Below are 15,022 nucleotides of genomic sequence, written 5' to 3'. Positions count from 1 at the left end.
ACGACTGCTTACCGCAGGTCTTTTTGTGGTCGCCTTAATGCAGGCAGTCTGCTTCAAGCGCGGATAAGTGTCATTATTTTGATGATGGCACTGTCTATTTTTTAGACAAACGGCAAATCGTCAAATTACTGGCCCATGCTGATCGAATCGTAGGGCGTTTGCAAATCCCGCTCGGGAATCTCCCAAATCAATAGCTTAGGCGGAGTTTGCCTGAAGGCAGGGCTTTCAAAGTAAGCCTTGGCCGCACCAGAGAACTCGCCCCCGTCCTTGCTGAAATTACCGACAGGCGCATTCAGGGCTTTTTGCAGAAAGCCGATGAAGTTGGAGTTACGTGAGAACGACGTGCCGATCAACGCCACATTGGGCAGGCCGGCATCGCCAAACAGGTCGTCGGCATTACTGGTTGCGCCACCGGTTTCATGGGCCGTGCTGGCTGCGACTGACTCCCCTGGCGGCTGCAACTTGGACGGCAACCAATCGAGACCGGCCAGGCGTACCAAGTCGCCTGGGCGCGCAGCAAGCGCTGCGTGAGTGATGTCGAAAGTCTGCTCTGGCGTGGCCTTGATGCCGCGCTGCCGGATGCGCTGCGCCAGGGCCTGGGCACCGGCGTTGGCGCCGATTTCACTCCAGTGGGTGTCAGTGCGCAGGTAGGCTTCGGCGCCCAGGGGCTTGAGTGTGTCGGTCAAGTCCAGCGCGGAAACACCGGCAGCCTGCAACGCCGCGGTCCAATCGCGGATTCGATTATCGAGCACCGCCGGGCGGTACAGGCCACAGCGCTGGGCGGCGGCGATACGGCTCTTGTCCGGCACCACCACCACTTGCAGGTCGATACCTTTCTGGCCCAGTTGTTTTTGCAGGTCGATCACCGCCTGGGCCTTGGTCTGGGCATTGGCTCCGGCATGGCGGTTGATGCGCAACTCATCGCTGATAAACAGCCAGCCGGGGCAACCCGGACGTACGCGCGGACCGGTGTCGCCGAAGGCCAGCCAGCTGCCGCCACGCTCGAGGTTGGCGGCCTGGATCGCCATCGGTGCCTTGGCCAGTTCCTTGGCAAAACGGTGAGTCAGGTCGCCGTGCAGCAGCATGTCGCCGTCGACCTTGGCCGGCACATAGCTGATCGGCCCCTTCACCATCAACCAGGCGCAGGACAACAGCCCCGCTGCCAAAAAGATCACCAGCACCCAGGCCGCCAGGGGGCTGGTGCGTACGGCCAAGTCGCTCGGAGGAGTCGGCGCAGTCGGAGCGGGCATGGTCGGGCGTCCTTAGAACTGAAAATACAGAAACGGTACGGCGTCGCGGCTGGCAATCAGCGCGAACGACAATACAAACCCGGCGACCGGCCACAGTGAGGCCGCCACCACGAACCAGGGCTGGGCACCGAAACGCTGCTCGCAACGCACCTGCCAGATCGGCGCGATGATGCACACCAGGCCCAGCAACGCCGCCATGCCATGGGCCGGGCGCATGGCCACGGCCATCGCATCCCCCAGCGCCATGCCGTGCAGACCGAACTGGCCGGCGTACATCGTCAGCGCCGAATGGAAGTCCGGCGCGCGGAACAAGGTCCACGCCAGGCACACAAACAACAGCGTGAGGCTGTGCGACAGCAACGGCGGAATGCTCGGCAGGCTCGACCGCGACCACGCCCGGTCCACACACAGCGCCACGCCGTGGGCCGCCCCCCACAGCAGGTAGTTCCAGCTGTCGCCACCGTGCCACAACCCGGCAATCGCCATGGTCAGGAACAGGTTGCGATAGGTGCGCCACACGCCGTCGCGGTTACCGCCCAGGGCGATGTACAGGTAGTCGCGCAACCAACTGGACAGCGACAAGTGCCAGCGCCGCCAGAAATCCTGGATGCTGCTGGCCAGGTACGGCCGATTGAAGTTTTCCGGAAAGTGGAAGCCCAGCATCAGGCCCAGGCCGATGGCCATGGCGCTGTAGCCGGCGAAGTCGAAAAACAGTTGCAGCGAATACGCCAGGCAACCGATCCAGGCGTCCACCAGGCTCGGGTTTTCCAGGTGGAAGGCAATGTCCACCAGCGGCGACAGCGTGTCGGCCACCAGCACTTTCATGCCCATGCCGATCATGAAGCGCCGCGCGCCCAGGGAGAAATTCGCCCAGTTGAAATAACGCTGGTTCAGCTCGCGGCGGACCCAGTCGTAGCGGATGATCGGGCCCGCGATCGAGTGCCCGAACATCGAGATATAGGTGGCGTAGTTGATGAAGCTACGCTCCACCGGCACCGTATGCCGGTGCACATCCACCAGGTACGAAATCGCCTGCAGCACGATGAACGACAAGCCGGCCGGCAAGGCCACGCGCTGCCAGTCCAACGGCATCGCACCGTACCATGTGATCACCTCACTTACGGTGCCGGCGACGATGTTGGCGTACTTGTACCAACACAGCACCGCCGTGTTGAACACGATCAACGCGATCAACAGGCGCACCCGGCCTTTGCCGTCCTCACGGGAGCGGTCCACCAGCAAGCCACCGACCCATGCCACCACGGTCAACACCATGTGCAGGAACAGGAACAGCGGGCTCAACCAGCCGTAGAACAACCAGCTGCCGATCAACAGGATGACGTTGCGCCAGCTCGGACGAGCCAGCGCATAAATCAACAGGAAGGCCGGCAGGAACAGCGTGAGGAATTCGAGTGAGGCAAAGACCATGGTGGTGTCGGGCCCGATCAGTTAGCGAGCGAATCAGGTGCGAACAACAACCGGGAACCCGACGCCGATGGCAACGCCAATACGCTGTAGCGCTCGCCCGCCTTGAGGCCGAAGGTCAGCGGCTGGCCGACCGGCGCGCCGGCGCACTTGAGTTGCACCGACAATTGCACCGGGTTGATCATGCGGCGCTGCACCGAACCTTCGGCGACCTTTTTGAACAGCTCGGCCTTTTGCGCCACCGCTTCGAGGCTGGCATCCGTGCACGCGGCGTCGGCGTTGATGAACGCCAGGGAGGCTTTCAGCGCGTTGAAATCGTCCGGTTGCTCATGGATCACCACTTGGCGAATGCCGCCCTTGGCATCGGCCACGGCCACCACGGTGGCGAACTCGCCCGGGGCCACGGTAACGGCCAAGTCAGCGGTCTTGCCGCCCTGGCTCAACACCCCCTTGATGGGCGTGCTGCCGCCCGATACCGGCAGGTAGTCGGAAACCCGTTTGTCGCCCGCCAACACCAGGCTGGCCTTGGAGCCGTCGGCGACCAGTTTCAATTCGCCGGCCGTGCCATTGGCAAACCGCAGGAACGCCGAGTCCTTTTCCGGGCCGGTGGGGTACAGCGGAATGTCGGCACTGTAGGCGCTGACGCTGGCGAGCAAAGTCGCCAGGCCCAGGGTGATGCGCTTCATCACTTGGCTCCCTTCACAGCGTCGGCCGGCAATGCCGACAGCGCGCCGCCGATGGCCTTGGCCCACTTCTGGTAGCCATCAATGGTGAAATGCTGACCGTCAGTGGTGATCCACTCGCCCGGTTTGGAGAAGGTCAGCGAGTCGATGTAGGTGCACGGCGCCACGTTGGTCGCCAGGAACGACGACATCAGCTTGGTGCGCGCGTCATCCTTCTTGTACATGCTGCCGACCTTGCCCCACGCCGGGCCGACCCACACGCATTTGGTACCGGTTTCGCTGATAGCCTTGGTGAGCGAGGTCACGCTTTTCCAGGCCCAGACTTTCGGGAACTGCGGGTCCGGATAGGACGCCATGGTGTCGCCGATGATGATCACCACGAGGTCCGGCTTGTCCTTGGCGATCAGGTCCTTGACCGGCGTGGTGCTCATGGCGTTCTTGCCGAACACCTGCGGCTTGCCACCCGGCAGTTGCTCGGCACCACAGTCGACTTTCTTCGGCACGATCCAATCGGCCGCGCCAGCGCCGCAGGCACCGAGGGTGTGAACCTTGGCGCCTTGCGCGGTGAGGTTGGCTTGCAGCGGGTCGAGCAAATGGTCCGGGAAGCTCAAGTGGCTCTCGCCGAGTACCAGCAGGGTCAGGCCGGCAATTGCAGAAACAGGCATGGATGACTCCTATCAATCAATTCGAATAAGGGGAACGGTAAGGGCTGACCGGCAAGGGCATAGGCCCGCTCAGGTCCTCAAACAGGTAGCGCAGGTAGGCGTTGCCGACGTACTGGCGATAATCCTGGGCGTTGTCGACACCGACTTCGCCACCCAGGTAAAAGCGTGAAGTCAGACGGTATTCGGCGGCCGCGTTGAGGCTGTAGCCGATGCCGGTCTTGCTGCTGCTGTCGTACTTCGGGTCATCCCGTCGATCTTGCAGAACACTGTCCGTCGGGAAGTAATCGGCGCCATCTTGTGCGATATGTTGCACACCCACCGAGCTTTTCAACTCGTAGCTGAAGCGGTCGAAACTCTGCGCCCAGCGAATCGGCACAGCGAGGGAGAAGAAACGTTGCGGGCTGAAGTAGCCGCCATTGCCATAGGTGTAGTTACCCTGGTTGTCCTTGAACCCCATGGCCATGCCGCTGATGCCCAGTGTGAGGGTGTCGGTTGGCGTATTGCGCAGGTACCAGTAGACGCCGCTGCCCAACTCCATGCGCGTGTTGTCTTCGACGTGATTGCCGAGAAGCTGGTGCAACGACGCGTAGCCATACGCACCCATTTCCTGGTTGTCGTAACTCAGTTCGGCCCGCCCGCCATTGGCGGTGACGCCGCCCCACTTGCGGCCGGTGGCCTTGTCCTCAGACCCGGCAAACGAGGTGACGCTGTCGGTAACCGGACGCCGCGAAACGTTCACGCCATAGCGCAGGTTGCCGCCTTCGGTGAACGGTCGATTCACACTCACGCCACCCACCACGGTGTTGTAGGTGAAGCCCAGCGGGCTCACACCGATGTCAGCCTTGACGCCTTGCGCCGGGTCTTCCACCGCGACCGCCAGGCCGACGCCGTTTTCACGCTTGGCCCCATCGCCAGTGTTGCCACCGGTGCCAAAACGCGCCGCAGAGATGGCCTTGACCGTACCAGAGCTCAAGCTCACCGGTGTCGCACGCAACGCCACGTTGTAGTCACCCACCGGCATGCGCGCTTCGAAAGGCGTCTGCACGTCGGTGATTTTGCTCAAGCCACTTTCACCGTTGTTGCTGCGCACGCTCAAACCTTGCACCAAGTAGGCGCTGCGATCACGCAGCAGACCATCGAGGGCACGGCGCGCCGGGCTCAGGGTCGGGTTGTCCAGCGCGGCGATGCGCGTAGGCGGCACGAACGGGTCGCTCAGCCTGTTGGAAGGGGCAAAGCCGGCAGCGCCCACGGTATTTCCGGGCGCCGATACCGCGGCGGGCATGACGTTGGCCGGCGCATCGATCGGTGGAGGAACCGCGCCACGGTCAACGGCCAGGTCGGTGATCTGACGACGCTGGCCCGGCAGGCCAACGAACGGGTTGTACGCCACGCCTTGCGCATCCGCCAAGGCCGAGCGGGCCTGGGCGCGCTGGGTGTTTTCAATGGCCAGGGCGCGACGCAACAACTCCGCTGCTTCGGCGTTGCGGCCCAGGCCCTGATAGATCTGCCCCGCCGCTGTCAGCGTCTCGGCGCTGGTCGGGTCCAGCCGCAGCGCCTTGTCGGTGGCCGACTCGGCCAGGCTACGGTTACCGCCCTTCAAGGCAATACCCGCCAGGCCCAGTTGCAGGCGAGCGTTGTTGGGGTTTTGCTGCACGAGCGGCTCGTAAAGCGCCATGGCTTTCTTGCCGTCGCCGCCGTCGGCGTACATGCGAGCCAGCACGGCAATGGCCGATGTGTCATGGGGCCGCTGCACCAGTGCCGGCGAGAGCATGTCGTAGGCTGCCACCAGGTCGTTCTTCTCGCGCAACGCATCGGCTTGCTTGACCCGATATTGGAAGATCAGGTCTTCGTAGCGTTGACGCCCGGCATCACTCAGCGGCTGGCCCTGCATGCCACGCAGGATGTCGCCGGCCTCGGTGTAGTGATTGGCCTTGAGCAGTACGCCCGCGTAGAGCAGCCTCTGGTCGGCAGTCGGATCAGGCGTGCTGTCCAGCACACCTTGCATGATCTGCAAGCCTTCTTCCGGCGCGCCGACGTCCACATAGGCAGACGCCAACACCGCCAGGCGCTCGGGCTTTTTACCCGCCAGCGTCGCGCTGCGCCCCAGCAATGCCAGGGCTTCCGGGCGCTGGCCACGGCGAGCGCTTTCAATCGCGATTTCGGTCTGCTTGTGCAGGGCGATGTCACTCGCCAACTCGTTCATGTCGGCGGTGCGCTGGCCGGCTGGAATGCGCGACAGTGTCGCATCGGCGGCTTTCCACTCGTCCAGTTCCACCGACAGCAAGGTACTGGTGTACAGCGCGTCCGGTTGGTTGGGCTGGCTTTTGAGCAGGCCATCAAGCAGGGCGCGGGCGTTGCGAATCTGCCCGTCGCGCAGGTAGACACGCGCCAGCGCGAAACGCGTCCAGGGGTTTTCCGGGTCGGCGTCTAGCGCCTGCTGATACGCGGCTTGCGCGGCCTTCAAGTCGCCACGCTGATCGGCGACCTTGCCCATCTGGGTGGCACGCAGGGCCTTGATTTTCACGTTGGAAGACAGCTTGGTGCGATCCGCCGCAGACACCGAGTCGATCAGCTTCAGGGCTTCTTCCGGACGGCCCGATTGCGACAGCACACCGATCAAGCCATTCAACGCGTCCGCGTCGCCAGGGTTGCGCGCCAGCACCTTGCGGTAGCTGGCTTCGGAGGCGTCGAATTGATTGTCCTGGGCCTGGAAACCAGCGAGGGCCACGGTGGCATCCGCCCGGCTCGGGTTCAGGCGCTCGGCCTGCGCGGCCAGGTCGCGGGCCTGGCTGCTGCGACCGGCAGTCTGCGCGTCACGGGCCTGGCTCAGCAGGCTCCAGTAACGCACGTCATTCAGGGCTTTTTGCCAGGCCGCGCCGCCAGGCAAGCGGGTGGCCTGGCCCAGGTAGTTTTCTGCCTCGCTGAAGCGCTGCTGCTGTTGGCGCAGCACGCCCATGCCGCCGAGCGCATCCACATCGTTGGACTTTTCCGCCAGGCGCGCCGCCAGCAGTGGCTCGGCGGTTTTCAAGTCGCCCTCATCGAGGGCCTTGAATGCCTTGACCAGCTTCGGATCACGTTGCCAGCCACCGTCACCCTTGCCCTGGGCAATGCCCTTGTTCATCAGCGCGCGGATCTCAGTGTCGTCCGGGTGCTTGGCAAGAAATTCCTGGAACAACGGCACCTGGTCACGGTTGGGTGCACCGAGCCAGACCAGCGCAAAGCGCCAGCCTTCGTCAGCGGCGCCGCCCACTTCGTTGTTGGGCGCCAGGCGCGCCATGGCGCGAATACCTTCGACACGGGTGCCAGGGTTGCGCGCCAGGTGCCGGGCCAGGAACAGCGCGGCAATCGCGTCATCCGGCCGCTCACGCGTCACACGCTGCAAGCCGGCGATGCCTTCGGCAGTCCCCTTGGGGGTGAAGGCCAGGGCGTTGTAATACTCACGGGCGATCAAGCCTTGAGGCGGGCGGTCCTGGAAAATCTGGCGGTACAGGGCGACAGCCTGTTCGCGTTCTTCGACCGGCTCGCCCAGCTCACGGGCCTGCTCCAGCAATTTGGCATTGGCGGGTACGTTGACCAGGATGTCCTGCTCAAGCTGCAACGCCTGGCGTGGCAGCGGCGAAATCGCGCGCAGGCGAGCCAGGTACTGTTGCGCCTCGTCCGGGTGTTGCTGTTGCACCTGGATAAGCCCCAGGCCGTATAACGCGTCCGGTTGTTCCGGGCTCAGGCCCAGCAGCTTCTTCCAGGACTCAGTGGCCCGCTCCGGGTTTTTCTTCGACTGCCAGTAGTAACCCTGCTCGACCAGCAAGGCTTGGGGGTCGGTGGTTGCGGCCAGGCTGGCGCTGGACGCCAGGGTAGCCATGATCGCGAGGGCTAGCGTGTGACGGCGCATGCGCCCTCCCAGAATAATTTCACCGTACCGTCCTGTTCGAAGCGGTACTTTTGATCGGTAAAGCCTTGGCTGAACAGGCTGAGCATGTAGTCGTAATACACCGGCTGCGCGTTGTCGGGCGCCGACGGGGCCATGGCCTTGCCCAGCATTTCATCCAGCGTGTTCTTTTGCAGTTGCATCAGGGCCGTTTCGCCACGCGCCTGGAAGAACACCAGGGCAGAGGCCGAGAAGCCCAGCGGCGAAAAGCCGTTGTTGTTTTCGGCAGCGCCGGTAAGCACGTGGATCTTCTCCGGCGGCAAGCCACTGGGAGACGCCGCCGTCGCACGCGAAAAACCGCCCAACGCCTTGAGCATCGGCGCCGCCAGCGGATCAGCCTTGGCGGTCATGCCGGCCCACAGGTACGTGCGGATGGCATCGTAGCTGCCGAGGTCGTCGGAATACGGGTCGACCACAAACATCCCGGCATTCGCGCTGGTCGCGCGGTAGCCCACCCAATTGGCAGCGATACCGTGGGGGTTGCTCTTGGTGTCGGCGAGCATCTTGGCGTTGCTCTCGGCCACGTCATTCCAGCCGCCGTTGGGACGTTCCTTGTGGAAGCGCCGCAGTTGCGCCAGTACCTGGTAGCTGGGGTTGAAACGCCACAAGCCGTCGGGGTAGCTATAGCCCACCGGCCCCGGCAACAGCATCTTGCCCAGTCCCGGCACGCGTACGATCAAGGTCTTTTCGACATTGGCCAACATCAACTGCGCGTCAGCGCGGTACTGCGGCACATTCCACACACGCGCCGCTTCCAGCAGCGCGTAAGCCACCCACAGGTCAGCGTCGCTGGCAGAGTTGGCGTCGATCACGCCCCACTCGCCACCCTTGGTCTTGCCCCACAGCCAACCGGGCAGGTTACGGCTGATGTCGTTGCCGGCCATGTTGGCCTTGGTCCAGGTCCAGAGCTTGTCGAAGCGCGCGCGGTCGTTGCCCACCAAGGCAAAGAACATCGCGTAGGACTGGCCTTCGGAATTGCTCTCGCTGGGGTTCAGGGACGAGTTCAGCACCCGCCCGTCATCCTGCACAAAGCGCGTCGCGTAGTTCTGCCACAGCGGCCACTGCGCGTCGCACGTCTGCGCCTGGGCTGCGCCGGCGAAGAGCGCGGCGCCCAACGCAACCCAACCGGCTCTGCGCATCATGCCAACCGCCGTTTTGCACGTGCCCGCAGGGACAGGTAGATCAGGCAGGTGACAATTGCCAGGCCCAGGAAGGTGAACAGCAGCATCCAGCCCAGGTTCTGCGACAGTTGCCATTGCACCTGTTTGAACAGCCCCAGCTTGCCGACGTAATACTGCTGGTCCGCCACCAGCGAACTGACCTGTGTGCCTTGCACCACCGCGAGGCTGCCCTGGATGGTGTCCTTGAACTGATCACCGCCGATCAATACAGCCGTCGCGGCCTGCAGGCCCTCGGGCTTGGTGCTGGAGATAAGCACCACACTGCGCCCCGCCTTGAGCGGCGACTCGAAGCCGGCAAACCAGGTGCTGGTGCTCAAGCTATTGAAGCTGATCGCAGCGTTAGCGGCGTGCTTGTTGGCGTCGGCGTCGGGGCTGACCCAGTTGCTCACATAACGCGGCAGGTCAGACAGTTTGAAGTGCTGCCGAGGCCCGTCGGCGTTGGCCGGCAGGTACTGCTGCCACTGTTTGAACAGCGGCTGGTCAGCACCGGTGGCGATCACCAGCAGGTCCTTGTCGGCAACGCTTTGCACGTCCTTGGCCTGCACCACCTTGACCGCGGTGGCCGGGTAGCCGGTGGACTCCCCGAAGCGACCGAGGATGGTGAGGTAGGCGCTCAGCTCCTCGGTGCCGAAGGTGTCCGGCAAAACCACGGCCGACTCGGAAAGGTCCGCCAGGCGTGTGAACGGGAAGCCGGCATCGTTGAACACACCCAGGTTGGGCATGGCGATGAAGTGCTGGTAGCCGCTGATGTCCAGGCTCGAATCCGGGTCGATGGTGCCGCGCATGTTATCGACGATGATGTCGCGGCATTCTCCTTCCTTGATGTAGTCGTACATGAAGCGCAGTTGCAGCTTGGACATCGGTGACGCCGAGCTGATCGGCAGCAGCACGGTCGCCTCGCGCGGCAGCGTGTTGTCTTTCTGCAGCATGCTCAGCAAGGTCTTGCCGTCTGCCAGGCTGGTGATCGAGGGCAGCGGCATGGACTTCATGAACTGGTCATCCATACCCACCAGCAACGACGAGTTTGTCGACACCTGCTGCGGCGTGTAGCGGTATTTGAGGTGCAGCGGCACGCCTTCTTCACGCCAGTTGAACAGGTCGGGCGGCAGGCGGAAGTCAACGTTGATGGGCCCTGGGTTGTAACCGGCGACGCTGAGTTTGTTCAGCTCGACCAGCTCGCCGAGGCGCACCGGGCGATCACTCGGCACCCAGTTCGGCGCGTCGTAGGGGCGACGCGGCGCCAGGCTTTCGAGCTTGTCGATCACCACGCTGCTGCCAGCCAGTACCGAGTTGCCCAGCACCACAGCGGTGGCGGCACGCTTGAGCTCGGCGCCATCGCGGCCCGACACGACCAGCAGTTTGCCCTGCGGGTCGTTGGGGTTGGCGATGAGGTTCAGGGTCGGCCCGGTGGCCTGTGCCACCTTGACGCCGTTGACGTCGACCGCGCTCGGGCTCAGCACCAGGACAATCGCGTTGCCCTTGGCCGGCAGCGTGCCGTAGGTGGTCGGGAATGTCGCGCCACGGTAGCTGGCCAGCGCGCCGAACCACGACGACAAGGTGGCCGCCGCTTCCAGCGTGGCGTTGTCCGGCGCAGTGGCAAACACGAACGGCAGGCTGACCTGGCGTGCATCGCGCTTGTCGAAGAACGGCAGCGGCAATATCGACAGGTCATCCTTCAACGGGATCTGCGAGACCTGCAGTTTCAGCTCGCTGCTGTTGCTGATCTTGGCCCACAGGCTGCTGTGCAGCGGGTCTTCGCAGGACATGCTGTAGTGACCGATGAACTGCACCCGCAAGCGGTTGAACTCGGTGATCAGGTGCGGCGGGATCTGCACCAGTGTCTGTTGCGCAGTGCCCGCGCCCTCTTTGGTCAGCGGGATGCTGGCCGCCACTTCATCGTTGACCAGCACATTGATCTGCGACAGGTCCGCGAGCAGCGCCGGTGAGTAGCTGTAGTTGAGCAGCACTTGCGCGCCGGTCACGACCTGGTCGGCGCGGATGTCGAAGTTAACGCTGTCGGACGACTCCACACCTTGCAAGTTCATGGTGTCGCGACGGCCCAATTGCTTGAGGGTCAAGCTGTAGCCGTCACTGGCGACCGGTGCGGCGGGCGGTTTTTCGGCGGCCTGCAGCAGCGGGCTCAAGCCCAGCAGCGAGGCCGTCACCAACGCGAGTGCCGCACGCACGTGTGTGCGCGCGAAAAGGAATGTGGAAGTCATGGCTTGTCCATCAACGTGTCGAGCGGTTGTGAGGGCGTGCGGCGCAAGGCCATTCGCAATTCATGCAGTGTGGCGCGACACAGGGTGAACAGGCCGCCGATGCCAATGCCACCCACTTCACGCAGGGCCGCCAGCGGCGTGTCGGGCTGGCCGGCGCCCCAACTGGCAGCCCAGGTGTCGGCACGGGAAAACGTCAGGCGTACCAGCTCGCTTTGCTCGCGCAGCGACAGCGATTCAAATTGCGCCCCGATCTGCGAGCCTTTGCTGAACGCAACCCGCGCCTGGAACAGGCTGTCCTGGCCATTTCGCGACAGCACCAATTGCACCCGTTCGCCCTGGCCGATGGAATGGCCATCGTTCAGGATCAGGCCAAAGCCGTTCTGGGAGAAATCCTGGGTCACGCCGCCAAGTACCCGGCCGTCGGCGCAGATCACGCTGACCGGCAGTTTCGCACTCACTCGCGGCTCGGAACGCACTTGGCGTGTCTCGGACGCCACGGCCACGGCGGCGCTGGTGATGATCAGGTTGTAGAGGGTCCAGGTCAGGTTGATCGCCACGGTCACGGCGGTGGACTCATCACCCCAGATCAACTGGTGCACACCGAAACCGATACCGACCAGGTTCACCAGCAACAGCACCAGGTAGGGGCGCGCCAGTTTCCAGTCGAAGAACTGCTTGTCGATGATGCCGCCCTTGTCGGTCACGTTGAAGCCGCCGGCCTTGGGATTGACCAGCGCCACCAGCACCGGCGGCAGGATGTACCAGGCGAGTACGGTCTCGTACACCTCGTTCCAGAACGAGTGACGGAAACGCCCCTGGATCCGCGAGTTGGTCAGGCTGGAGTGCACCAAGTGTGGCAGCACGTAGGCCACGATCATCAACGCCGACGCATGGAAAATTTCGGCGCCGAACACCAGGTAGGCCAACGGCGCGGTGAGGAACACCAGCCGCGGCAGGCCATAGAAGAAGTGCAGCATGGCGTTGGCGTAGCAGATGCGCTGGCCCCACTTCAGGCCCTTGCCCAGCAGCGGGTTGTCGGTACGGAAAATCTGCGCCATGCCCCGCGCCCAGCGAATGCGCTGGTTGATATGGCGCGACAGGCTTTCAGTGGCCAGGCCCGCGGCTTGCGGGATGGCAAGGTACGCGGTGTTGTAGCCAAGGCGGTTGAGCTTGAGCGCGGTGTGGGCGTCTTCAGTCACGGTCTCGACCGCTACGCCGCCGATTGCCAGCAACGGCTCACGGCGGATCACCGCACAGGAACCACAGAAGAAGGTAGCGTTCCACAAGTCGTTGCCGTCCTGCACCAGGCCGTAGAACAGCTCGCCCTCATTGGGCACGGCGCGGAAAGTGTCGAGGTTCTTTTCGAACGGGTCCGGCGAGAAGAAGAAGTGCGGCGTTTGCAGCATCGCCAGCTTCGGGTCCTTCAGGAACCAGCCCAGGCTTACTTGCAAGAAGGAGCGCGTCGGCACGTGGTCGGCATCGAACAGGGCGACGTATTCGCCGTCGGTGACCTTCAATGCTGCGTTGAGGTTACCGGCCTTGGCGTGGACGTTGTTGTCACGGCGAATGTAGTTCACGCCGATCTTGCGGCAGAAATCGCGGAAGTCATCGCGACGACCGTCGTCCAGCACATGGACGCGCAGCTTGTCCTTGGGCCAGTCCATCGCCTGGGCGGCGAAGATGGTCAGCTTCACGATGCTCAGCGCTTCGTTATAGGTGGGGATAAACACGTCGACCGTCGGCCACTCTTCCGGCTCGGTCTTGAGCCACACCGGGGTGCGGCGCAGCGGCCAGGCGGTTTGCACGTAGCCGAAGATCAGTACGACCAGGGCATAGAACTCGGCCGCGACCAGGCCGTAGCCAAAGAACATGTCGACCCAGGTTTCAAAACCGAGGGTGGAAGTGAGTCGCCAGAACATGTAGCGCAACGACGCGACCAGCGACAACACCACCAGCGCAAGGATCGCCAGGCGCCCGGGAATCTTGCGCAACACCAGCACTGCCACGAAACACACCGCGGCAAACAGGCACTGAGTCACGAGGTCCAGTGGCGCGCAGATAATGGCCAGCAGCAGCAAGCCACCGAGCACGCAACTGCCCACCACCAGCAGGCCGCGCACTATCGCAGGCCAGCGATTGAAACGCGCGATGGCACCGTTCAGGCGCTGTTCAGCGCGCCCCTCGACGAAGGGCGTGGAGGACGTATTGTCGGTCATGGAAGGTCCGAGTCGAGGCGTTCGAGCAACGCGCGGCACAGGGCATGGACGTCCTGGCAGCCGATACTGTTGACGGTAGGGTCGAGGGGGTCACGCCCATAGGCCTGGGCTTCGCTGAACGAAGGGTCGCGATGCACCGTGCCGAGCAAGGCAGTGCCCAGGCGGGTCTTGAACACTTCAGCCATGTCCAGGCTGAAACGGTGGGCAGCATCCAGCTGGTTGATCACGTAGAAGCGTTGGGGCGGTTTCTCGCGCGCCAGGTACGGCGCGAGCATCGCGTCCATCTGCGCCAGGGCGCCGAACGAAGCCACGTCCGGCTGCACCACGACCAACACAGCGTCGGCAACCGACATCGCCTGGCTCAAATACGGGGTGTTGCCGGCCGGGACGTCGATGATCACCGTGTCCTGGCCGTTCAGTTTGAGCCCGGCCAAGCGCTTGCCCAGCCACTCGGCATCCTGGCCCAGCCAGCGGTTCAAACTCTTTTGCTGCTCATGGTCAGTGCTGCCAAACGCTACCAACCGGCAACCGGCAAAGCCGCGCTCGGGCAGGTTGCCCCAGCCTTCATTCAGCAGGCTGGTGGCACCGACACCGGGAATATCAAGGCCAAGGCACAGGTGATGCCGCAGGGCATTTTGCGGGTCCAGGTCCAGGGCGAGCGCCGGGCGGCCCTGACGCTGTAAACCACTGGCAAGCGCAGCGGCAAGGGTACTGCGGCCGACGCCGCCCTTGACCGAGACCACCACCACGATTTTCGGCGCGGTCGGCTCCGAATACACCTCGCCTTCAGGCCCTTCCACCACTTCGGGGGGATGCACGTGGTCGGCTTCACCGTGGTTCAGCTCTTCCAGCAGGCGCAACAGCGGCGCCGACGGGGCTTCGTCTACGACAGCGGCCACCACACGCGGCTGGGGCGCTGGAGCAGCCAGAGGCGAGTCGACAACAACGGCAGCGGTTTCCAGAACCTCGACTTCGTCCTCAATATACGCGTGGACGACGTTGATCTCCCGGTAGCCGCTGGGGCTAACGCCCAGCTTGTTGAATAGTTTTGAAATGTCATCTGCTCGACTCACGTATTGCCCCTCCCCCACCCTGATTTGCGCTCTAAAGGCGATAAAAAGGCCAGCAATGTGCTGACCTTGAATTTTTCTAGTTATGTGAAGTCGGGCGCATTCTGTGATATCACAATGACAGTGTCAGTATTTTGATTGTTACAGCTCATTCTTATCCGACGAACGGATATTCGCCATTTTTATGACGATTTTCTGGCAGAAAACACATTTACTGTAAGAACATCGACTTGCGCTGTTCTCGCGCCAAGATTACTGAACGATCGGACATAGACGGCACAAAACTGACACATTTATCGACGACCTGGCCGGCGCCTAAAACAGCTCGAAAATTTTACTACACGATTCCGCGATTAAACTGACGCTTTATATCGCGCGACAGAATACG

9 protein-coding genes are annotated in these 15,022 nt (G+C 63.1%); all 9 read right to left on the bottom strand.

What is annotated here, in order from left to right:
* Positions 1-125: 125 nt before the first annotated feature.
* Genes ATH90_RS01635 through bcsQ form a run of 9 tightly spaced genes read right to left on the bottom strand, consistent with a single transcriptional unit; the run spans position 126 to position 14,637 of the window.
* Complete coding sequence (locus tag ATH90_RS01635) at positions 126-1,250, bottom strand: alginate O-acetyltransferase AlgX-related protein (RefSeq protein ID WP_098465589.1); 1,125 nt, start codon at positions 1,248-1,250, stop codon at positions 126-128.
* Positions 1,251-1,262: 12 nt separating this feature from the next.
* On the bottom strand, positions 1,263-2,678 hold the full coding sequence (locus ATH90_RS01630) for an MBOAT family O-acyltransferase (protein WP_034108719.1): 1,416 nt from the start codon (positions 2,676-2,678) through the stop codon (positions 1,263-1,265).
* A 17-nt stretch (positions 2,679-2,695) separates the two neighbouring features.
* Positions 2,696-3,361 carry an alginate O-acetyltransferase AlgF gene (locus ATH90_RS01625; RefSeq protein ID WP_069021219.1) on the bottom strand — a complete coding sequence of 222 codons (666 nt, stop codon included), beginning with the start codon at positions 3,359-3,361 and terminating at the stop codon, positions 2,696-2,698.
* On the bottom strand, positions 3,361-4,023 hold the full coding sequence (locus tag ATH90_RS01620) for an SGNH/GDSL hydrolase family protein (protein WP_034108715.1): 663 nt from the start codon (positions 4,021-4,023) through the stop codon (positions 3,361-3,363). The genes ATH90_RS01625 and ATH90_RS01620 overlap by 1 nt, the downstream gene beginning before the upstream one ends.
* A gap of 16 nt (positions 4,024-4,039) precedes the next feature.
* Positions 4,040-7,912: a cellulose biosynthesis protein BcsC gene (locus ATH90_RS01615; RefSeq protein WP_098465588.1), complete on the bottom strand. Its 3,873-nt coding sequence runs from the start codon at positions 7,910-7,912 to the stop codon at positions 4,040-4,042.
* Entirely contained in the window at positions 7,894-9,090 is a 1,197-nt protein-coding gene (gene bcsZ / locus ATH90_RS01610) for a cellulose synthase complex periplasmic endoglucanase BcsZ (RefSeq protein ID WP_052211150.1), read from the bottom strand. Before bcsZ ends, ATH90_RS01615 begins: the two co-directional genes overlap by 19 nt.
* Positions 9,087-11,348 carry a cellulose biosynthesis cyclic di-GMP-binding regulatory protein BcsB gene (bcsB, locus tag ATH90_RS01605; protein ID WP_098465587.1) on the bottom strand — a complete coding sequence of 754 codons (2,262 nt, stop codon included), beginning with the start codon at positions 11,346-11,348 and terminating at the stop codon, positions 9,087-9,089. The genes bcsZ and bcsB overlap by 4 nt, the downstream gene beginning before the upstream one ends.
* Positions 11,345-13,564, bottom strand: coding sequence for a UDP-forming cellulose synthase catalytic subunit (gene bcsA, locus ATH90_RS01600; protein WP_098465586.1), 2,220 nt, complete (start codon positions 13,562-13,564; stop codon positions 11,345-11,347). The genes bcsB and bcsA overlap by 4 nt, the downstream gene beginning before the upstream one ends.
* Positions 13,561-14,637, bottom strand: a complete 1,077-nt coding sequence (gene bcsQ / locus ATH90_RS01595) for a cellulose biosynthesis protein BcsQ (RefSeq protein WP_240055831.1) — start codon at positions 14,635-14,637, stop codon at positions 13,561-13,563. The genes bcsA and bcsQ overlap by 4 nt, the downstream gene beginning before the upstream one ends.
* Positions 14,638-15,022 lie beyond the last annotated feature (385 nt).

The sequence above is a fragment of the Pseudomonas lurida genome (genome assembly GCF_002563895.1).
Classification (GTDB): domain Bacteria; phylum Pseudomonadota; class Gammaproteobacteria; order Pseudomonadales; family Pseudomonadaceae; genus Aquipseudomonas; species Aquipseudomonas lurida.
The sequence above is the reverse complement of the archived record's forward strand: the minus strand, read 5'-3'. Positions and strand labels throughout refer to the sequence as shown.

Bases quoted from the DNA above. Each gene is read 5' to 3' on its own strand.
- ATH90_RS01635 (WP_098465589.1), bottom strand. From the start codon at position 1,250: ATGCCCGCTCCGACTGCGCCGACTCCTCCGAGCGACTTGGCCGTACGC.
- ATH90_RS01630 (WP_034108719.1), bottom strand. From the start codon at position 2,678: ATGGTCTTTGCCTCACTCGAATTCCTCACGCTGTTCCTGCCGGCCTTC.
- ATH90_RS01625 (WP_069021219.1), bottom strand. From the start codon at position 3,361: ATGAAGCGCATCACCCTGGGCCTGGCGACTTTGCTCGCCAGCGTCAGC.
- ATH90_RS01620 (WP_034108715.1), bottom strand. From the start codon at position 4,023: ATGCCTGTTTCTGCAATTGCCGGCCTGACCCTGCTGGTACTCGGCGAG.
- ATH90_RS01615 (WP_098465588.1), bottom strand. From the start codon at position 7,912: ATGCGCCGTCACACGCTAGCCCTCGCGATCATGGCTACCCTGGCGTCC.
- bcsZ (WP_052211150.1), bottom strand. From the start codon at position 9,090: ATGATGCGCAGAGCCGGTTGGGTTGCGTTGGGCGCCGCGCTCTTCGCC.
- bcsB (WP_098465587.1), bottom strand. From the start codon at position 11,348: ATGACTTCCACATTCCTTTTCGCGCGCACACACGTGCGTGCGGCACTC.
- bcsA (WP_098465586.1), bottom strand. From the start codon at position 13,564: ATGACCGACAATACGTCCTCCACGCCCTTCGTCGAGGGGCGCGCTGAA.